Annotated in this window: 20 protein-coding genes (1 of these 20 running past the window's edge); 7 read left to right on the top strand and 13 right to left on the bottom strand. The window is 30.7% G+C overall.

Translation table 11 applies throughout. The features are described 5' to 3' along the window. From PXD04_RS15485 to PXD04_RS15465, 5 genes are all read right to left on the bottom strand, one after another. On the bottom strand, positions 1 to 130 hold the start of the coding sequence (locus PXD04_RS15485) for an MTH1187 family thiamine-binding protein (protein WP_323735725.1). The gene continues 176 nt to the left of window position 1, outside the view; the window shows 130 of its 306 coding nt (coding positions 1–130); the start codon lies at positions 128 to 130; its stop codon lies off the left edge, out of view. Positions 131 to 145: 15 nt separating this feature from the next. Beyond that, positions 146 to 1012 carry a hydroxyethylthiazole kinase gene (gene thiM / locus PXD04_RS15480; RefSeq protein WP_323735724.1) on the bottom strand — a complete coding sequence of 289 codons (867 nt, stop codon included), beginning with the start codon at positions 1010 to 1012 and terminating at the stop codon, positions 146 to 148. 160 nt (positions 1013 to 1172) lie between these two features. Next, positions 1173 to 1601: a hypothetical protein gene (locus tag PXD04_RS15475; protein ID WP_323735723.1), complete on the bottom strand. Its 429-nt coding sequence runs from the start codon at positions 1599 to 1601 to the stop codon at positions 1173 to 1175. A 200-nt stretch (positions 1602 to 1801) separates the two neighbouring features. After that, the gene (locus PXD04_RS15470) at positions 1802 to 4453 is read right to left on the bottom strand and encodes an Ig-like domain repeat protein (protein ID WP_323735722.1); all 2652 of its coding nucleotides are present in this window, start codon (positions 4451 to 4453) and stop codon (positions 1802 to 1804) included. A gap of 290 nt (positions 4454 to 4743) precedes the next feature. After that, positions 4744 to 9471 carry a hypothetical protein gene (locus PXD04_RS15465; protein WP_323735721.1) on the bottom strand — a complete coding sequence of 1576 codons (4728 nt, stop codon included), beginning with the start codon at positions 9469 to 9471 and terminating at the stop codon, positions 4744 to 4746. 441 nt (positions 9472 to 9912) lie between these two features. Here PXD04_RS15465 and PXD04_RS15460 point away from each other — a divergent pair, with 441 nt between their 5' ends. The 5 genes from PXD04_RS15460 (at position 9913) to PXD04_RS15440 (ending at position 11922) form a co-directional block, all read left to right on the top strand. Next, a complete protein-coding gene (locus PXD04_RS15460; protein WP_323735720.1) occupies positions 9913 to 10374 on the top strand; it encodes a ribonuclease domain-containing protein in 462 nt (153 codons plus the stop codon). A gap of 11 nt (positions 10375 to 10385) precedes the next feature. Continuing rightward, the gene (locus PXD04_RS15455; protein ID WP_323735719.1) at positions 10386 to 10631 is read left to right on the top strand and encodes a barstar family protein; all 246 of its coding nucleotides are present in this window, start codon (positions 10386 to 10388) and stop codon (positions 10629 to 10631) included. A 6-nt stretch (positions 10632 to 10637) separates the two neighbouring features. Next, positions 10638 to 10880, top strand: coding sequence for a hypothetical protein (locus PXD04_RS15450; protein ID WP_323735718.1), 243 nt, complete (start codon positions 10638 to 10640; stop codon positions 10878 to 10880). A gap of 156 nt (positions 10881 to 11036) precedes the next feature. After that, on the top strand, positions 11037 to 11447 hold the full coding sequence (locus PXD04_RS15445; protein WP_323735717.1) for a hypothetical protein: 411 nt from the start codon (positions 11037 to 11039) through the stop codon (positions 11445 to 11447). 70 nt (positions 11448 to 11517) lie between these two features. Then, entirely contained in the window at positions 11518 to 11922 is a 405-nt protein-coding gene (locus PXD04_RS15440; protein ID WP_323735716.1) for a hypothetical protein, read from the top strand. A gap of 79 nt (positions 11923 to 12001) precedes the next feature. On the opposite strand, the gene thiE is transcribed toward PXD04_RS15440, so the two are convergent. The 6 genes from thiE to PXD04_RS15410 form a co-directional block, all read right to left on the bottom strand. Continuing rightward, positions 12002 to 12622, bottom strand: coding sequence for a thiamine phosphate synthase (gene thiE / locus PXD04_RS15435; protein WP_323735715.1), 621 nt, complete (start codon positions 12620 to 12622; stop codon positions 12002 to 12004). Positions 12623 to 12632: 10 nt separating this feature from the next. Then, complete coding sequence (gene thiM / locus PXD04_RS15430; RefSeq protein WP_323735714.1) at positions 12633 to 13490, bottom strand: hydroxyethylthiazole kinase; 858 nt, start codon at positions 13488 to 13490, stop codon at positions 12633 to 12635. 192 nt (positions 13491 to 13682) lie between these two features. Further along, positions 13683 to 14480 (bottom strand): DUF3100 domain-containing protein, encoded by a 798-nt coding sequence (locus tag PXD04_RS15425; RefSeq protein WP_323735713.1) that lies wholly within the window; start codon positions 14478 to 14480, stop codon positions 13683 to 13685. A 424-nt stretch (positions 14481 to 14904) separates the two neighbouring features. Beyond that, positions 14905 to 16809, bottom strand: coding sequence for a cation-translocating P-type ATPase (locus PXD04_RS15420; protein WP_323735712.1), 1905 nt, complete (start codon positions 16807 to 16809; stop codon positions 14905 to 14907). Between the two features lie 170 nt (positions 16810 to 16979). Beyond that, on the bottom strand, positions 16980 to 17174 hold the full coding sequence (locus tag PXD04_RS15415) for a hypothetical protein (RefSeq protein ID WP_323735711.1): 195 nt from the start codon (positions 17172 to 17174) through the stop codon (positions 16980 to 16982). Between the two features lie 12 nt (positions 17175 to 17186). Beyond that, positions 17187 to 17378, bottom strand: coding sequence for a hypothetical protein (locus PXD04_RS15410; RefSeq protein ID WP_323735710.1), 192 nt, complete (start codon positions 17376 to 17378; stop codon positions 17187 to 17189). A gap of 199 nt (positions 17379 to 17577) precedes the next feature. Between PXD04_RS15410 and PXD04_RS15405 the strand changes: the two genes are divergently transcribed. After that, positions 17578 to 18036: a hypothetical protein gene (locus PXD04_RS15405; protein WP_323735709.1), complete on the top strand. Its 459-nt coding sequence runs from the start codon at positions 17578 to 17580 to the stop codon at positions 18034 to 18036. Between the two features lie 46 nt (positions 18037 to 18082). Here PXD04_RS15405 and PXD04_RS15400 read toward each other — a convergent pair whose 3' ends face one another. Together PXD04_RS15400 and PXD04_RS15395 are read right to left on the bottom strand one after the other, a co-directional pair. Then, positions 18083 to 18721, bottom strand: coding sequence for a hypothetical protein (locus PXD04_RS15400; RefSeq protein ID WP_323735708.1), 639 nt, complete (start codon positions 18719 to 18721; stop codon positions 18083 to 18085). 3 nt (positions 18722 to 18724) lie between these two features. Continuing rightward, positions 18725 to 19264 carry a FumA C-terminus/TtdB family hydratase beta subunit gene (locus PXD04_RS15395; protein ID WP_323735707.1) on the bottom strand — a complete coding sequence of 180 codons (540 nt, stop codon included), beginning with the start codon at positions 19262 to 19264 and terminating at the stop codon, positions 18725 to 18727. Positions 19265 to 19389: 125 nt separating this feature from the next. On the opposite strand from PXD04_RS15395, the gene PXD04_RS15390 reads away from it, so the two are divergent. Further along, the gene (locus tag PXD04_RS15390; RefSeq protein WP_323735706.1) at positions 19390 to 21192 is read left to right on the top strand and encodes a DUF2070 family protein; all 1803 of its coding nucleotides are present in this window, start codon (positions 19390 to 19392) and stop codon (positions 21190 to 21192) included. The last annotated feature ends 57 nt before the right edge of the window (positions 21193 to 21249 follow it).

Genomic DNA, 21249 nt, shown 5'->3' with positions numbered 1-21249 from the left:
GAGTACTCATTCCTGTTAATTGGTATGTTAATCCTGATTTTTTAATTTCTTGAACTGCATTTTTAACATATTCTTTACATTCTGTGTCTTGGGTTCCTACAGGTACAATTGCAAAGTCTGCTGTTATCATTATTTTTCACCTTTATTAGTTTTTGTATAATTTTCCATATTTTGTTATTTTTTCTTCATTCATATTATATAATTCATCTATTAGGTATGTTCTGAATGATCCAGATCCTTGTTTGTTGTGTTGTACTGTTTTATATGCTAGTTCTCCTGCTATTGTCATGGATAATGTTCCGATTAATGCTGCTTCTAATGGTGTTGTAACTGCTGTGAATGCTCCTATTATACAGGTTAGCATGCATCCACTTCCTGTTATTTTTGACATTATTTGTTCACCATTGTCTATGAGGTATGTGTTTGTTCCATCTGTGATTATGTCTATTTTTCCTGATACTGCTATTGTTGTGTTTAGTTTTTTGGCTATTTGTTTTATTATTTCTGCGTTTGTTTTTATATTGTCTTCTGTGATTATGTCTGTTTCGGCTACGTCTACTCCTTTGGCTGTTGTTGTTTCTTGGAGTATGTTGTATAGTTTTCCTATTGCTTTTATTTCGGACATGTTTCCTCTTATTACTGTTATGTTTGTGTTGTCTATGATTTCTTTTGTGAAGTCATTTCTTAGTTTTGATACTCCTACTGCTACTGGGTCTAGTGTGAGTGGTGTTCCTGTTTTTTTGCATTCTTGTGCTGCTTTTCTCATTGCTTCGATTTGGTTGTCTAGTAGTGTTCCGATGTTGATTATTGTTGAGCCGGCTATGTTTACGAATTCGGTCATTTCTGGTTCTTCGTTTGCCATTGCTGGTGATGCTCCTATTGCTAGTACTGCGTTGGCACAATCGTTTATTGTTACGTAGTTTGTTATGCAGTGTGTTAGTGGACAGTTGTTACGTAGTTTTTGTATGATTTTGCTTGTTTCTTTTAGTTTTTGTTTATCTATTTTTTTCATTCTTTTTCTTCCTATAGTTGTTTTGTGAGTATGTCTTTTTTTTATTTTTTATGTTTATTAATAGTTTTCTTTTGGTTTTGATTGTTTGTGAAAAATTGGTTGATTGTTCTGTGTGGTGAAAATGTGTGTTGTATAATTAGTATGATAGGTTGGGGGGGGGTTATTTTTTGATTATTTTTGTTATTATTCCTTCTGTTTTTGGTTTTGGGTCTGTTGGTTTTATGTATCCGTCTTCTATGTTTTTTTTGTATGCTTTTTCTTCGTTGATTGGTTTTTGTTTGTTGTAGTATAGTTTGAATGGGATTAGTATTAGTGCTATGATTATTGTTGCTGGGATTATTCCTAGTTTGTTCATTGTTTGTTCCCATATTAGTACTATTATTGGCATGATTACTATGTAGGATATTATTCCTATGGAGTATGTTGGTCCGTGTGTCCATTTGCAGTCTAGTTCGAATTTTCCGAAGAATGGGTCTGGTGTTTCCATGTATATTCCTTTTAGTTCGCCTAGTGATCGTGGTATTATTATTAGGGCATATATGAATATTATCATTGTTATGAATCCAATGATTATGTTTATTGTTTCCAAATTTTTTTTCCTCTTATGATTTATTTGTTTTATGTTTTGTTTTTTAATATTATTAAATATTTAGTTATGCCTAAATTTAAGTTATTGTGGATTATTTTTAATCACAATAAAACAAGGAAAAAAGAGCATTACTACTGCCAAAAAATTAAATTTAACTAAAATATTAAAATATTTTCCCAAAAAAAGGTAATATGAAGAATTTATACATTTAATTCTTCGTTTGTGTTTTGTCTGTTCCAATTGCTTCCAAAGTTGTTGTATAAATTGTTTACTATTGTTTTTGTACTTGATGATAATGAATAATCAAGTGATACAAGTAATCCGGCAAATGAATCGGAAGAGAATCTGCTTTTCATGTAGGATAATGTTACCCAACCATTAGGGATTTTTCCTCCACCCATATCATAGTTTCCATATGAATTGGACACTAATACTTTTGACTTATCCTTACTTACATCAAGTATTGAAACGTAATGGTTTACACCATAGAATATGAAGGTATATCCTCCATTTGCTACCTTGGTTAATGCACTGTCAAAGTTATTCTTATAGTAGTATACTGCTTTCATGTTATGTTTTCGCATTGCACCATCAATGTAGCTTGCATAAGTTCCACGATAATCATATGTATGGAATTCTGTTGCTAATGTGTGTTCGTTAACATAGTTTCGTAGTGTCTGTGTACATACACTTGCAGCTGTTGGTCCACATGTATATTCTGTGCTTTGTATTGCTCTTGCTTCACCATAGGTATACCGTTTTCCTTTTAAGTTCACGGTCAAAGTGTTTGGTAAAGTTCCTTTACTGCTACTTACTCTTACTTTATTAGCTGCTTTCTCAATTACGTTCCATTTTTCTCGTTTTAAAACATGGTATACATCGCTTTCATTTGCTGTTTTGAATGCAACATACTTTGATACGTGGCCATTTAAGTATAGTGAATAGGAATCCTGTTTAAATACTTCTTCTAACTGACTTTTTGTTAAGGTATATGTTGCATCTTCATCTGCCCAGACATAGTTTGTCATGTAAACTAAGTTAGGTATACCATTAGTAAAGGATATTCTTTCATTTTTAGGATCTTTATTTCCTAGTATTGCTGATTCTGATGAAGATATGCTTCCAGAAGTTACTGTTATAACCTTATTAGATGATGAGTCTTTTAAATCACCAGTTCCTTCATATTTAGCAGTTATAGTATATTCTCCTGTTTTACTTGGGAGTTTGTATGAGATTATTGCCTTTCCATATGTTACTTTTGATGATAATGACTGACCATTAATTTTAAGAACTATGTTTCCATCATTGACTGTTTTAGGTATTGACTGATCATCATATGTTACATAAATTCTTAGTTTTGTTTGAGAATCTGCTTTAGCTTTTTGTGGAGTGTCTATGATTATGTTTGAATCATATTTTTCTCTGAGATTAATAGTGTATAGTGTGCTTGAACTTGACGCATATGCACTATCTGATCTAAGTCTTAACTGTATTGTATGTGAACCTTTTTTATACTGATCTAAGGGAACTTGTAAATCTACTTTACCGTTCATAATGACATATACTTTGGATTTGCCGTTGATTCTGACCTTATTACCATCCACTAGGAAGTCCATGAATCTTTTACCAATAACATTATAACCATATTTATCTTTTATATTTGCATTAATTATGAAATCATTATTATTATCTATAACATAATTGTCAACCACTATTTTAGTGTCTAATGGGTTTAAATTAATTTTATTAACTGATTTTACATCATTATAATTACTACCTTCAGACAATACTGTGATATTCATATGATTATATTTCAATCCTTTTGGAACAGGAACTGATACATCAACACTATCACCTTTTATCCTGTACACTATGCTTTTCTTATTTTCATCTTTGAGTGTTACACCGTTTACTTTAATAGCAACTTTACCATTATTGAAATTATTTGTTTCATCGGAAAGTATTGTTATTTTCAGGCCTATATTTTCTCCAGGGTAATAGGATGATTGATTAGCAGTCACGGATATTCTTGGGTTGAGTTTAAAGTTAAGTGTGTTATCGTTTAATGTTCTTGATTTAGAGTATAATGCACTTCCTGAATAAACTGCTTCAGCATTAGAATATACTCTTCTATGCTCGGATATTGGTAAAGCTAAGACTGCTTTTGAATCTCGTACATCTACCTTTATTGTGTTGTCATTTTTATTTTTTAGGGTTTTTTTGTTCAGTTTGTATATTACATAACCGTTATAAACGGGAATATCTGAATTTATTGTTGCATCCATGATTATGTGTGTTGCATTAGAATATGTTCTTAAAGATGTTGTGGTATTATGTGTGAATAATTCTGTGTTTCTTATTTGTTTTCTTGAATTAACAAAGTTGTCACTTCCTGAATATACTGCTTCTGATTTAGAGTATAATGCTTTATATTCAGATACTGATACTGCTAGCACTGCCCGGGAATTTACAACATTTACTTTAATATTGTTTCCCTTGTTTTTTAGTGTTACACCATCAAGTTTAAAGATTACATGACCTTCATTTACTTTTATACTTGATTTTACAGTAGAATTCATTATTATATGACTACCATTAGTGTATGTTCTTAGTGAGGTAGTTGTTTTATGTTTATTGCTTGTTTGAGCTTCTTTTGTCTTATTTAATACATTTGATTGTTTATTAATAGTTTTTTCTTGAATATTATCTTCAATAGAATTATCATTTTTAATTATTTTATCGTCACTTGTACTATTTGCAATATTATCAGAACTTGCTGATACAACAGAAGCAAATAGTAATATTATTAATAAAATAAATAAAAAGTTAAATCTTTTATTAATAACATCCACCTCCATTTTATCAATTAAAATTTTTTATTCAATAATTTATTTATTGTATAAATAATTACTTAAATATATTTGGAATTAGTATTAATTAATGAGGGTGGAAAAATAAGGGTATACCATTATTGTTAATAGAATTTTTTCAGTAATATGAATTCTTCTTTTATATGCTGGGGATGATTATCTTCTATAATGGTAGTGTGTCCATGTTTATTTCATGCCTTGTGATGGGAAAAAAAGAAAAATGAAGAAAGGAATGAGAATATACTGGTTTTCTTTGTATCAAAGTGGGGGGGTTAACTTGTTATCTTAGATATTTTTTTTCTAGCTGCAAGATATGCGAGTCTTTGTCCGGTAACAATTTCTAAGCTTTTAACCTTCACATTTTTAACATTTATGTTATCTATGTTTATCACACCATTTTTAATAGTATAATACTTAGTGGAATTATTTTCCTTGTAAGTAACTCCATTAATCTTTATACATATTTTACTTTTGCCAACGAGCCGGTACCCCAGATAATCTGTTAAATTACCCCTCAACACTAATACCTTATTCACTCTTGCTTCTAGTATATTAATATTTACAGGAGACCTTTCAACATTGAATCTTGTCGTGTTTTTATTGTTTACAGGATAATAATATGGTGTATCATATACAGCTGTGACAACATAATTTCTTAGCGTATTGCTTTTAGTTATGCCTGCCATTGTTGTAATATTATATTTTAATGTTGAAGTATTGTTTTTTATTTTTGTTTTAATTATTTGCCCATTTTTGTCTTTGATTGTTACACCATTTATTTTAAAAAATATGCGAGCATCATTATTTAATAAGTTTTTATTAGATTTTGGTGTTGTATCTTTTACTCTGGCAGTGAAAGTAATGATTTCATGATGTTTTACTTTACCTGTGTTTGTTGTTACTTTAATACTGGCATATCTTAGTTGTATGTTTGCAACTGCAATATTTGATTTTGCACTATTATACTTATATGATCCACTATAACTGGCCGTGATATTTTTTCCATTCCTAAGATATAAATCTGCAGTTAATATGTATTCCACTAATCCGTTTTTAACACTGAACTTTATAACAGAACTATTGTTGGTGTCAAATCTGCCGTCACTTCTTAATGTTCTACCGTTTAGTTTAAATACAAGGTTTCCTCCATAAACAGGATTTCCATACTTATCATGTACCTTTGCCTGAAATTTTATGTTTTCTCCAACTCGTGCTACTATGTTATCCACGCTTACCTGTACATCTACTTTGTTACTATTAATAGTTTTATGAGCAATAATCGTATTATAGTTAGAATCTTCGAATATCACATTTATATCATATTTTCCCATATTAATATTGGTTATGTTTTTTATGAATCTGCCCATAGCATCGGTTACTGCATTGAATGTTTGGTTATTTACTGTGATGTTAACAGTCCTGTAGGGTATGTGCTGGTTTTCTATGTTAACTAGTTTTCCCTGAATAGATAATGTTTGACCAGGCACTACCTGTTCTGGAAGGTCTAGTATTATCTTCGCATCTTCTTTTTCTGCTTTGAATGTTTTGTTTAAACTGCTTTGTTTAGTGTTCACGGTTTCCGGTACGATTATGGTTAAATTGTTTATTCCTGCTTGGAAGTTTTCTATTGTTATATTATATTTTCCATTATCATCAGTTATTGTCTTGTATTCCGTGTTATCTGTTTTGATTATTATGTTTTGTTTTGTGAGTGGCCTGTTATAATTGTCTGTTAGGTTTCCGGTTATGATTAGTTGTTTGGAATATGTTGTGTTTTCTATATTGTCCAGATTTATGACTGGTGTTTTCTTTTCTATAATCACATTTCCCATATCTTGATCGTACTCGTTAAAGTAATCTGTTTGCTTTACTGTTAACAGTACTGAGTAATTACCTGGCTGTAACCTGTCTGTTTTTATAGTGAAAATTCCGTCATTATTTGTTGTTTGAGTATATGTTTTATTGTTGCATATTATGTTGACTTTTATATTGTTTGTTGGAATATTGTTATTGTTTACTAGTTTACCAATTATTGTGATTGTATCATCTTTTTTATCGGCTTGTTTTTCCATGTTTGATAATTGAAGGTTTGTTCGGATTACATTGAATGTCGTGTTAATTCCTGTGGTTGTGTATATGTTTGTGTCTGGTGTGAATATTATGTTCAGCGTGTTCTGTCCCATTTTAACTGTTTGGTATGTGAATTGGTATGTGGAATTGTTTAATTTCAGTTCCCTGATAGTGCTTTGATTGTTGATGTATATTTGTACTTTTCCATCTACATCTTTATTGTTTTCATCAGTGACTCTTCCATTGATTGTTATTGTTTCATTTATTTCTGTGCTTGGTATCTTGTTTGCTGTGATTTTTGTTGTTAATGGTGTTGTTTCAAAGTTTATTGTTTTGTTTGATTGTGTGTATACATTGTTTTCATTGAATTTTATTTGTAGTTTATTGTCTTGTATTGTTTTTATTGTGTGTGTTGTTTTGTATTGTCCGTTTATTAATGCTATTGTAGTGATTATATTGTCGTTTAGTATTATTGTTACTGTTCCATTGACTGTGTGGTTATTTTCGTTATCAAGTACTTGTCCTGTTATGGTTATGGTTGAATTATATTTTGATGTGTTAATCTTTGTTATTGTGGTGTGTGTACTGTGTTTAATTGGTGTTATTGTGATGTGTGATTGGGATTGATTGTATTTATATGTTCCATTGAATATTATTGTGATATTGTATTGTTGTGTTTCTTGTGGTTTGAATTCGTATTCGTAGCTTCCTGTTGCTCTTGTTTGTATAATGTCGGACGTGTTTGTATTTGCTGATTTTATGAGTATATTGAGTTTCGTGTTGGTTATTGTTTGATTGTTTTCATCCACTAGTTTTCCTGTGATTTTGATTGTGTCATTCACGTATGATCTGTTTGGTGTACTGGTTACTAGTTTTGTGTCTGTTTTAGTAGCAATGATTTCCTTGGATGCTGTTGTTTGTGTGTAGATATTTGGTTCGCCTGCATATTCTGTGATAATATTGTATATTCCTTCCTTGTTTGGCGTGAATGATGTGTTGTTTTTTCCATTGTTTAATGTTAATGTTTTGTCGAGGATTTTGTTGTTTTCTTGGTCGGTTACTGTGATTTTTACTGTTTTATCTAACTTGTTTTTGTTTTCATCTTCTAGGGTTATGCTTATATTCACTTTAGTGTCCACATGGGAATTATTGACTTGTATTGTTAGTTGTGTGTTTAGTGGTTGGTGTGTGATTGTTTGTTTTGCATAATTTTCTGTGCTGTATACTAGGGGGTTTTCTGGTATGAATACTGTTTTTATGCTGATTTTGTCTTTTCCTATGTAATTTTCTTTGATGTTTATGGTTGTTTCGTATTCTCCATTTGTTATTTGTATATTTTCTTTTATTATGTTATCTTCTATGTATGCTGTGATTGTTCCCAGGGGTTTTATTGATTGGTTCTTTGCATCTTTTATTTGTCCTTTTATGTGTAGAGTTCCGTTTATTTTTATATGTGTCTCTGTGTTGAGGGTTATATTTGTATTTCTTCTATTTATATAAAGTTTTGTTTCGTTATGTATGTTGTTACAGTTGGTGTTATTAGTGACGTCAAAGTATATTTTCAGATATTCGTCTTCTATGCTTTCATTGAATATGTAGTTTGTAAAGTTGAACATTCCGTTTTCGTCTGTTGTGAGTGTTGTTATTGTTTGATTTTGTGTTGAGATGGTTATGTTTGTGTGTGTTAGTGGTTTTTGATATTCTGTTATTAGTTTTCCTGTTATTGATATGTTTTCTTGTACTGTTATGTGATATGCATCTTCTAGTATTAGTGTGGGTGTTGCTTTTTCTACTGTGAATTCTGTATGATTTGTGCTGTTTAGGTAATATTCGTCTTCGGGTGTTATTAGTTTTACTGTGTAGTTTCCACTTGTTATTGGAGTATAGTTTATGGAGTATGTTCCTTTGGGTATGGATATTGTGTTATTGTATACTTGTGTATTTGTGTCTGTGTTTGTTATTATTGCTGTTAATGTTTGTGTGTATGTTTTGTTGTTTTCGCTTGTTACTTTTCCGTTTATGTTTATGTTGTTTAGTACTATGGTATTTTCTATTTTGTTTGTTTGTATGTTGTTTTTGATTTTTTCTATGTCAAAACTTGTTTCTTGGTATGCGTCTGTATGTGTTATGTTGTCACTAGTGTATTCTAGGAGGATTAGTGCTTTATTTTGTATTGGTACGTTTTCGAGGTTTAATGTGTATGTGAATTGGCCGTGGGTATCTGTTTTTAGTGTGGTTATGTGGTTGTTGTTGAATGATAGTTCTATGTTTTTGTTTATCATTGGTGTGTCTTCTAGGGTTAGTGTTCCGTTGATTGTGATTGTTGAGTTGTAGCATGTGTTTTCTATTGTGTTGGTTGTGATTGTTGGAGTGTATTGTTCTATGCTTAGTATTAGGGTGTTACTTATTGTGTTTTCGTATTCGTTGTTTCCTTGATATTCTGCATGTATTTCGTATGTTCCGGGTGTTTGTGCTGTGTATTTTTGTTGTGTTTGTCCTGATTGGTTTAGGGTTATGTTTAAGGGTTGTGTGTCTTGTTGTAGGTATAGTTGTATTGTTGCTGGTAGTGGTGTTTGGTCTGGATCTTTTGTAAGTGAGATGTCTATTATGTATTCTTCGTTTATGTGTGTTGTTTTATATATTTCGTCTTCTGGGTTGTTTTGGAATTTGATTTCCAGGTTTGTTGTTATTTTAGGGGTGTCTTGTTTTGTGTTTTGTTTTGTTTTGTGTATTTGTTTCTTGTTTTCTTGTTGGTGGTTGTGTTGTTTTTGTGTGTTTGTTGTTATTTCTGTGTTTATTTCTTGTGTTGTTTTTTCTTGTATGTTTGTTGTTTGGTTTTCGTTTATTTCGTTTGCTGTTATTGTGTTTAGTCCAACTAAAAGAAATACTAGTGTTGTTATTATGAATAGTTTTTTATTGTTTTTGTTCATGTGGATTCCTCTTTAGTTTTTCTAGTTAATAATAAGAAGTAATACTTTTATGGTATTTTCTTATTACAATTAAATATTGAACAAAATAATATATAAAAGTATCATACAATTAACAATAAAAGTAATAAAATATGCAATAAATAAAAAAAAATAATAAAAAAATATAAACAAAAACATAATCAAAAAAAGATAAAACCACCAAAAAACAAATAATATAACATGAAAAACGGCAATATTCAATAAAGACAAAAAGTAAAAAAACACACCACAACGAATACTAAAACAAAAAAAATAATTCAATATAATACCAACAAAAAAAAAACAGCATCCCACCAAATAACAAACTATCACAACAAGCCACACCCACCCACAAAATCCAACATACACAAAAAGATATGCCGAAAACCCTTCACATAACCAAAAAAAAATGAGGTGGAAAAAATGGATAATAAAATAATATCCGCTATAATAATTATAATAATAGCACTCCTCGGAGGATTATTTGGAACAGGAGCATTATCCGATTCAAACAATACAGACACCACACTAAACAGTACAAATAACACAACTGTAATAGAAAGTGGAGAATACATAACAGCCGACGAGGTAGCAGCATACATAAAACAATACCATAAACTACCAAGTAATTATATAACCAAAAAAGAAGCACAAAGCCTAGGATGGAAAGGAGGACCACTTAAAAGTTACGCTCCAGGAAAAAGCATAGGAGGAGATGTGTTCACAAACCGACAAGGAATCCTACCACATATAGAAAGCAAATATATTGAATGTGACATAGATGCAAATGGAACAAGCAGAGGAGCAAAAAGAATAGTATACTCCACCCAGGACTACAAAGTTTACTACACAGAAGACCATTACGAAACATTCAAAGAAATATAGGAGACAACACATTGAAACACATAATCCTCGATGGTAAAATAATTAAAGAAAAAAAACATGACTACCTAAAAGAAATACTGGAATTTCCAGATTACTATGGTAGAAACCTTGATGCATTATATGATTGCCTGACAGAAATTGGAGTCGAAACAGAAATAGAACTGATAAATAGTGAATATGTAAACCAAGACCTCATAGACACATTCTTTGATGCATCATTAGAAAATACCTTCTTATACTTTATATGTGATGAATGATACGCCATGAAATTAATAGAAATTAATGGAAAAATAATTAGAAAAGATCCTAAGTACTACCTGCAGGACGTGCTAGAATTACCGGATTATGATAGTAGTTATGAAAAACTAGAAGAATTTCTAGAAAACCTGGAAGAAGAAACTGAGATACATATCATTAATACAGGTTGTATGACTAACACATTACTAGACTTATTTATATCAATTAGCAGTAAGTCAGATAAGTTAACTGTTTATGTTGAAGATTAATTTGAATAAATATTCTTTTCAAATTATCTTTTTTAATTTATTAAATTTTACTTTTTTTGATGAAAATTTGAGTGAATGATTATTTATTAACAATGTATTTATATTAATAAACATATATAACATTGTGAAGAAAGATAAATAGAGAGTGAAAAACAAATGATAAACGAAAAAGAATGGGATATAACCTACATAAACAACCTAAAAGAAGTAGATAAACACATAAAAGAATCAAAAGTAACCCTAAACTATGAATACATAACAGAAAAATACTTCGAAATGTACGAAGTAGCACTAAACGCAGGAACAATCATGCCCTACAGATTCAATGCAATCGGATTAGCATACATAGGACACGACCACGACAGACCAACAAAATTCAACAACTTCGACCCAAAAACAAAAGAAAGACTACAAAAAAGCTACGCAAAAAGAAACGAACTACAATTCAAATACGCAAACCCCGACTCAGACCCAATAGGCCGATACGAAGAATTTCTAGACAAAGAAATATTCGACTTCATAGAAGAATTCCCACAATACAAAAACATAATCATAACCGACGAATAACCCAAAAAAAATATCACCACCCACCAAAAAAACCCTTTTTTTTATAAAAACACCAACAGGAGATAAACCGTTGAAAACAACAAAAGAAATTAACAAAATACTGGAAAAAGAACAGGAAAAAATGCTAAAATACCTCCAATGGTACGAACAACAACCAGGAAATTTCAGCGGAAAAATAAGAATAAACAGACAATACGCACAAAAAATAAGAGAAGAACTACAAAAAAGTCCCCAACCATACCCAACAAAATTAGCTTACATACTAGAAATAGATCCAACAGAATACAATCAAAAATATCCACAAGCAGTAATGTATGAAAACTATAAAATGAAGGCATATTCCATATTATACATCAATACAAGAAAAGAAAAAAATTGGTATGATGAAGACAATGGATTTGCAATAGGACTAGAACTGATACTAAAAGAATTTGTTGACAATCATCCAGAATGGACAAAATTACTAAAAAAATAAAAAGAAACGAAATATTACAATTGAAAAAATTATAATACATTCCAATAATTCTTCTAAAAAAATAATAGTAACATTGAAGTTATCTATTTAACTCATTCACAAGTTTTATTGACGCTTTACGAGGATTGTTACTCTTCATTATTGCAGACACAACAGCTATTCCATCAAAACCATACTCAGTAACTAATTTATGTGCATTGGACTTGTCTACTCCACCTATTGCAACCGTTGGAATTTCAATTTTTTCCTTGATTTTAATTAATTCTTCGGGTGTAGCTATGTTTGCATCTTTCTTGGTTGATGTTGCCTTTATAGCTCCTACCCCAAGATAGTCTGCACCATCATTTTGTGCTTTTAATGCTTCTTTGTATGTGTATGCACTTATTCCTATTGTTTTGTCCGGACCTAATATTTTTCTTGCTATCCTACATGGCATATCATCTTGACCTAAATGTACTCCCGCAGCATCTACAGCCTGTGCTACATCTATCCTGTCATTTATTATTAGAGGTACGTCATAACTATCTGTGATTTTTTTACATTTTTTTGCTAGTTCATAGAAGTCTTTTGTTGTGCTGGTTTTTTCACGTATTTGTATGATGGATGTTCCACCTATTATTGCTTGTTCTATTACATGTAAGAATTGTTGTTCTGTTAGGTCAAATTGGTCTGTTACCAAATATAATCCATATTCTTTCATATTATCCACCCTATAATTTTTGGATGTTTGCATATTTTGTGAATGTTTCTTTGTTTATTTTGGATAATTCATCGATTAAGTATATTCCGAATGATCCTGTTCCAGTATTTGTTTCCATTGTTTTTTGTGCTGCTAGTTCTCCTGCTATTGCCATTACTGTTGTTGCTGTTATTGCTGCTGTAAGTCCATCACCTACGGCTGTGTATGCTCCCATTATGCATCCTAGCATGCATCCTGTTCCTGTGATGTTTGCCATCATTGCATCACCATTGTTTATTGCATATACTTCTTTTCCATCGGATATTATGTCTATTGGTCCTGATACTGCTATGGTTGTGTTTAGTTTTTCAGCTATGTTTTTTACTATTTGTGCATTGGTTTTTAGTGTTTTTTCGTTTATGATGTCTGTGTCTGCTACATCTACTCCTTTGGCTGTTGTGCATTCTTCGAGTATGTCATAGAACATTGCTATTGCCTTTATTTCTGATAGGTTTCCTCTGATTATTGTTGGTTTTGATTCTTTTATTATTTCTATTGGTGTTTCATTTCTTATTTTACTTATTCCGACTCCTACTGGGTCTAGTATGAATGGTTTTTGTTGTTTGGTTGCTGTTTTTGCTGATTTTTTCATTGTTTGTATTTGTTCTGTTGTTAATGTTCCTATGTTTATTACTAGTGAACTTGCTATGCTGGTTATTTCTTCTGCTTCTTCAGGAGCATTTGCCATTATTGGTGATCCGCCCACGGCTAGTACTGCGTTTGCACAGTCTTTGACTGTTACTACATTTGTTATGCAGTGGGTTAGTGTACTTTCTTGTCTTAGTTTTTCGATTAAATCTGTTGATTTTTGAATTATTAAATCACTCATGTTTTCTTTACTCCTAAAAAGTTTCTTTATATAATTGTTACTATGTTTTTGTTAGTTAATAAAATTTTTAATGAAAAATCATGACAATTTTTTTATTTTGTTAATTTATTGAAAAGTGTTATTGTAAAAAATTTTGAAGATAAAAAATAATAAAATATATGATAAATTATTTGAGTAGTGTTGTATTATTCTTTAATTAAAATAGTGTTCAAATTTATTATATAGCCACTCAGTTAATGGTAATGAAATAAACATGTAGACATATATACTGAACACTACTGAAATTAAGTTTGATATACCACTAAATGCCAACAATTTATCAGTTAATGAAGGATAAATAGCAGTTAAAGATGAAACTGCTGCAACACTCATACTTGTACTCCCAATCCCTGAAGCAAGAGCAAAACTATAAGGATGTAATGGCAGAACATAAACCAGGAAATTAACAATTAAACTAATTAACAATGTTCCAAAAATAATTCCAATCAAGTAAACCGTGAAAAAACCTTTAACCTCACTAGAATCAAAACCATACTTATCTATAAGAACAACCATTTGAGGCTCACGACAAATAGAACTGGTCATACCAATAGCTTCACGCTTAAAACCCAACAATAATGCAACAGGAAGTCCAAACAATATAGTACCAATATCACCCAATTCCTCAAGTAACAATATAGGCCCCACACTAATTAACATTTCAATATTTTGACCACTAGCAATAGCAAGCTTTACAATTAAAGGACCAATAAGCAGCAATAACAACCTTGAAGAAACAGCCGATGATTTTTTATCAATCCATTTAAAAGATTTTGACAAATAACAAATCATTGCTAAGAATAAAGAAAATATTAATGGCAGAACAACTATTCTTATTCCATAAAATAAGTTAATATTTACGATACCAACATATAATGAAATTACTGAAACAAACAAAATTGTTAAATGTAACCTATAATCAAATATACCCTTATTTTCCTGTTTTTTCATAATAAACCCATAAATAACTTTAAAAAGAATAAAATATCCGTTTAACCAAATTCCACATTTAATAATAAAGAATCTTGACCACAAGGCTCTAGTCAATTATTTTTCAATAAACACAATTCTGCAAAAAACATTATATTAATGACTAAAAATTAGTAAAATTTCCAATTATTAAAAATTTAGTCAGAATAATCTTCATTCATATGTTAAGTAATTAATATTTTATTTATTAATCTTATAAAAACATTCCATAATAATTATTAAAAAAAAAAGTTTAAACAATCTTTATGATTAAATATTCCATATGTAAAAATAATCCTTAACTAAAAATAATTGTTAATCTTATAGATTTTCATTAATAATTTTATTATAAAGAAAAAAATAATTCTTAAAAAAAAAGTATGGAGATATGGAGGTTATATAATGTTTATGCTGTTATAACATATTTAGAAAAGTCCCTATCATAAAGTGATGCTGCGAGCATTACTACTGCACAAGAACCTATATTATGCACTAAAGCTCCTGTAATCGGATTTAATAATCCTAGAACGGAACATATAATTGCTATAGCGTTAATGATCATGGATATTGTTATACTTAAATGTATTGTGAATAATGTTGAATTTGATAATTTTTTAAGATATGGTAATTTTTCAATATCGTCACCGAGAAGTGCTATGTCCGCTGCTTCAATTGCTATGTCACTACCAATTCCACCCATAGCAACACTAACATCTGCTGTTTTTAGTGCTGGTGCATCATTTACTCCATCACCAACCATGCACACTTTCTTTTTTTCGCCTTTTAATTGTTCGATTATTTCTACTTTATTTTCAGGTAATAATTCGGAGTGAATATCTGTTATTCCTACTTTTGATGCAAAGTAATTTGCTGCTTTATGGTTATCACCAGTTAATAATTCAACGTTTGTTTCTAAGTCGTCATGTAATGTACTTACGACTTTGGAAGCATTTTCTCTTAATACATCTGATAAACCTACTATTCCAATGATTCTATCATCTTGTGCTACTACTATTGATGCTTTACCTTCGTTTCTTAGCAGGTCTAATTCTTTTATACAGTTATCGGTTACTGTGATTTTATTGTCTTCCATGAATCTTGTTGTTCCAGACAATATTATGGAATTGTTATATTCTATTTTTACTCCTTTACCGGGTACCATTTCAAATTTATCAGGATCATTATATGTTTTTCCTGCTTCTTTTGCATGAGTTACTATTGCTTTACCTATTGGATGTTCTGATTTTATTTCGGATATTGTTACTAGTTCTTGTAGTTTTTCTTGTGATACATCGTTTACTAATGGTATGATATCGGATACTTCTAGGTTTCCATAGGTGAGTGTTCCTGTTTTATCGAAGGTTATTGTATCTACATTTCCCATTATTTCTAAGGCTTCCCCTGATTTGATGAGTACTCCCTGTTTGGTTGCTTGTCCTATTGCTGCCATGATTGCTGTTGGTGTTGCTAGTATTAATGCGCATGGACAGAATACTACTAGTATTGTTACTGCTCTTTCCAGGTTTCCTGTTAATGCGTATGTTACTATGGCTATTCCTAATGCTACTGGTACTAACCATGTTGCCCATTTGTCTGCTATTCTCTGTGTTGGTGCTTGTTTTTCATCTGCTTCTTGAACTAGTCTTATGAGTTTTTCGAGTGATGAATCTGCTCCTACATTTGTTGCTCGGATGTCTATTGCTCCGTGTAAGTTTAGTGTTCCTGAGAATACTTCATCACCTGTGGTTTTATCTAATGGTAATGATTCTCCAGTCATTACTGATTGGTCTACTGATGTGTCTCCGCTTATTATTACTCCGTCTACTGGTATTTTTTCTCCAGGTAAAACTCTGAGTAGTGCATCTTTTTGAATATCTTTTGCATTTACTTGTTTTTCTATTGTTTTTCCGTTTTCTGTTATTAGTAATCTTCCTTGTTCAGGTTTTAGGTTGATTAGGTCTGTTAGTCCTCGTTTTGATCTTTCTACTGTGTATTCTTCTAGGAGTGCTCCTAGTGCCATGATGAAACATACTTCTCCTGCTGCGAATATTTCACCTATATATATTGATGCTACCATTGCCATTACTATTAGTAGTGCTGATGATACCCAGTGTTCGTATATGAGTCTGGTTAGTGCTAGGTATACTAGTGGTATTCCACAGATTATTATTGTTACCCATGCAGGATCTAGGTAATATGGTATTTTTGTTCCGGTTAGGACAAAGAATAAACTGATTAATAGGAATATTCCACCTACTATGGTCATTTTTAGTCCTTCTAGAACTCTCATGATTTTTTCTATTTGTTCCAAAGTATTACCTCCATATAAATATTTTTAATGTATAGTAATACTATTGTAATACAGATATATAAATGAATTTACTAAAAAGTAATACATTTGTATTACTCGGAAACTATGAAAATAATACTGATTAAAAAAAAGTTATTAAAAAAAAAGAAAATTTGAATCAAATAAAAAAGTTAAAAACCTTTATACTCATACTTTAAAGTAACTTTCTTCTGATTCTTACAATTAATAAAATAAGTCCACTCTACCTCATCACCATCTTTCAAGCTATAACCATCAACAATAACACTAGGAATTTCAACATACATAGGCTCATTAGGATCATTATCCTTACGTGACACTTTCTTCTTAATAGACAATTCAACCATAAAACATCACCACTATAAATTATTTAACTCTTCATTAATCTCATCTATAGACTCACGCTTCTTATTAATTATCTTCTTAATTTCAGAAATCTCCTTCTCCAAATCTTGAACCTCATTTTCAAGAATGAACTTCTGAATCTCCAATTTACCCTCCTCTGTTTCACACCAAGACCTAGCTTGTTCAATAAAAGATTCCTTCGTCATTCCCATCTCATTCAAAGATTCTTCATGAGAATCAGCAAAATTAATAAAAATACGTTCTAACTTTTCATCCATTTTATTCTCTCATCATATTTTATAATATTATATATTAACCAATGAAACATATTAACTTACCTAGTAGACAAATACATATCTAATTAAAAATAGAACTAATAATATTAACTCAAAGGGAGGAAGAAACTTGAAACGTATACATTATGTAGCAATAATCGTTATACTAACATTAGTACTGGGAATATTTTTGTTAAGTCCATATTCACCATTAAACAAATCAACAATAGATGGAAAAGCAGTAAAACTTCCAACAGGATACACAGTTCAAAAATCATCTGATAATATTTTAACCATCGGTAATGGAACTCACAAAATACACATCATATCACAGGATACAAATAACGTTAACGCAGCAATAAAAAAATATGAAAACAAATACAATAAAACTTACAATATCACAATACAAAATCTCACATTAGACAATGGCAAAAAAGTTATAAAAACAACAGCTAAGGAAATAAATGGAACACATACAACACTCAGGTATTGGTTCAAAAAAGACAAGAATGTTGTTAACATAAAAACTGCTTATACAGACAGTGCAACTGAAAATAATATAAAATCAATAATTAGTTCAATGAACTAATTAATTAAACACTTTTTTTTACAAAAAAATTTAAAAATAGAAAAGGTTATTTAATGACTAACGTACTTATTAAATAATCAAACTGTGGCTGAGCATCAGCATAAAAGTCAGTAGGTGCTTGACTTAAAACCCTAAAATAATGACCATTATTTTCAATCCAAGTATCCTGATAAGTCACTAAACTAACAGTATACTTAAATTGACGGGCATTTTTACCATTAACATTTAATGTTTTAGTTTCTTCTAAATTAAATTTACCACTACCACTCATAAGAGAGTATAATGTATCAGCTTTATAAGCATCATCCAATGTAACTCCTTTAGGTAAAGAATCATGTTTGGTAATTTCTGTTTTAACAATTGCAACATCAAACTGATTAGTTGAACTAGTATTTATTACATCATCCTGCAATTCTTCAACATTACCATCATAATAACTAAACTGAGATTTACTAATAGGATTAATTATAATAGAATCCGGACTAGATGATAAAAATGGTGTTTTAATTATATCATCATACTCATAAACTGTCCAATTATTAGTCATGTCAAATGCCAAATCATTATCTTCAAAATGTTTACTATCACCATTATTAGTAATAAATGTAGGAGACATTACGAAGAATAATGAAATAATAATAATAGATAATACTCCAATTATAGGAAGTAACACTTTGCTTCTCATAAATCAATCATCCTTTTTGTTCTTTTTATATAGATTTTCATTATTCGAATCCATAGTAACAATTAATGGCCCAAACCTAGTAACATCTAACTGCCAAATAGCCTCAGGCATACCTAAATCTAGCCATTCTACAGAATCAACATTATTAATACTGCTGACATATAAAGCAGCACAACCACCAACAGCTGTTAAAAATACTGCATTGTTACGAACTAAAGCTTTTTGAGTGTTTTCATCCATTCCACCCTTTCCAATAACAGCTTTAACACCCATATCAAGAACATCGGCCTCATAAGGGTTCATACGCATACTAGTGGTAGGACCTACTGCAACAATTTTATACTCATCATCTTGTTGACGTATAATAGGACCTGCATGAAACAATACAACGCCTTCCAGATCCATTGGCGCGCCAGATTCAATAATTCTTTTATGTGCACTATCACGAGCAGTGAAAATTTTACCCGTCAAATAAACAGTATCTCCTGCTTTTAATTTATTTATGTCTACATCTTTTAATGGTGTGTTTAATTCATATTCCAAAATTATACCCCATATAATTACTATATATTACTTCTGTTTTTTATTAATTAAATACTTAATACAATCATTAAATTTAATATAATATATAACATATAGTATTTTATATAAATCCATGGAGGTAGGCTATGGGATTATCAGAGAGAATAATTGGATTAACAAAATATATGGTAACCCTTCCAAAAACTAAAATATCTGTTTTCCTAATATTAATCATCAGTATACTGACTGGAGGAATTGTTGAATGTTTAACACCAGGATTAAGCACGAACTCAGTTGTTTACTCATTCCTAGATGGTGCTGCAACAACTTTCTTCCTACTAGGTCTGACAACCATAGCATCAGGAGGATTAATACATTCAATAGTAAACAAACTTAATGGAAGACATGTCAAACTTAAACAAGCAATGTTCCTCGCATTCGTGTATATGCTTATAACATGTTTCTTTTACCTGTTAGGAGCAATAATAACATTAATAATACATATAGACATTACATCAAACACTTTACTACTAGGATTATTATTTGGTTTCGCAATAGAAACATTAGTACTATGGGCAACATCAAACATCAGATACTTCCAAGGAGTAATAATTTCAGCAATACAACCCATACTAACAATAAGTATGTGGGTACTAATCAACAATTTAACAGCCGCTACAACAGCAAATATTTACTCATTATACTTAAAGGCGATAATTGGAGCATTAGTTCTGGCAATAGCAGTATACGCCTTTGTATCTGTGATAGAATCACCAATAAAAAGTAACTTAGGAGTAGGTGGACTGGAATTACTAAGTTTATTCATTGCACAAGTGACTGAAGGATCAATAGCAATGGAAGAAGTATTTAGTGAAATGGGAGAAGACATTGACACAATAGTATCATTAATAAGTTTCAAAACAAAAAATGGAATAAAAGCAAACTTTATATCACCATGCATACACCCAGGACCTGTTGGTAATATCGGTGGAGGAAACATGCCCACCATCCTATCAAACCAATTAGAAGACTTTGCAATAGTAGCCCATGGAGCAGCTACACATGACTTTAATCCAGTAGCATCAAAAGAAGTATCCAAAATAACAGATGCAATAAACAATGTACTACCAGAATTAACATACACAGATAAAGCAACAGAATTCCAGAGAGTACAATTTAATGACGCAAAAATAGGAGTACAATTCTTTGATGAAGGTGCCATACTACTAAGCACATTCGCCCCAAACCCTGGAGATGACATAGATTATGGAGTAGGATTATCCATGATCTACCAAACAAAGTATATGACAAACATTAAAGACGTTGTACTAGTAGATTGTCATAACTGCCTAAACGGAAACTATGAACGCTTACTTCCAGGACATAACAGAGTATACCAAATCGAAAAAGCAATAGATAAAATAACAAAACCAGAAATGTATCCAATAAAAATGGGATACGCATATAATCCACTAGACGAAATACCTATTAAAGATGGAATCGGTGAAAGTGGAGTAAAATTGATGATTACAGAAGTAAACAATCAAAAAATGTTATACATCGTATTTGATGGAAACAATATGCAAACAGGCTTCAGAGAAAAAATGTTTGAAGCAATAAAAAACAAATACCCAGAAATAGATATGATGGAAACCATGACAACAGATACACACATGGTAAACACAATATCCGGTGGAGGATTAACAGTAGGATTTAAACATGAAGAAAAATTAATACAAGCAATACTAGACCTAATTCCAGAAGCATTAAACGACCTTGAACAGGTAAGTGTTGCCTCATCCACAGCAAGAGTAAACATTAAAACATTAGGTCCAAACAACTCAACCGAATTAGTAACAACAATATCCTCCGTAGTCAGCGTTAGTAAACTATTAGCACCACTAGTATTCATAATTGCAGCAATAACAACAATTATATGGATATTCTAATAATCCTCCCCCTCGTTTTTACTTTTTTTATTAAAAATAATAATTTATATATACTTA

Source organism: Methanosphaera sp. ISO3-F5, from assembly GCF_034480035.2.
Classification (GTDB): domain Archaea; phylum Methanobacteriota; class Methanobacteria; order Methanobacteriales; family Methanobacteriaceae; genus Methanosphaera.
The sequence above is the reverse complement of the archived record's forward strand: the minus strand, read 5'-3'. Positions and strand labels throughout refer to the sequence as shown.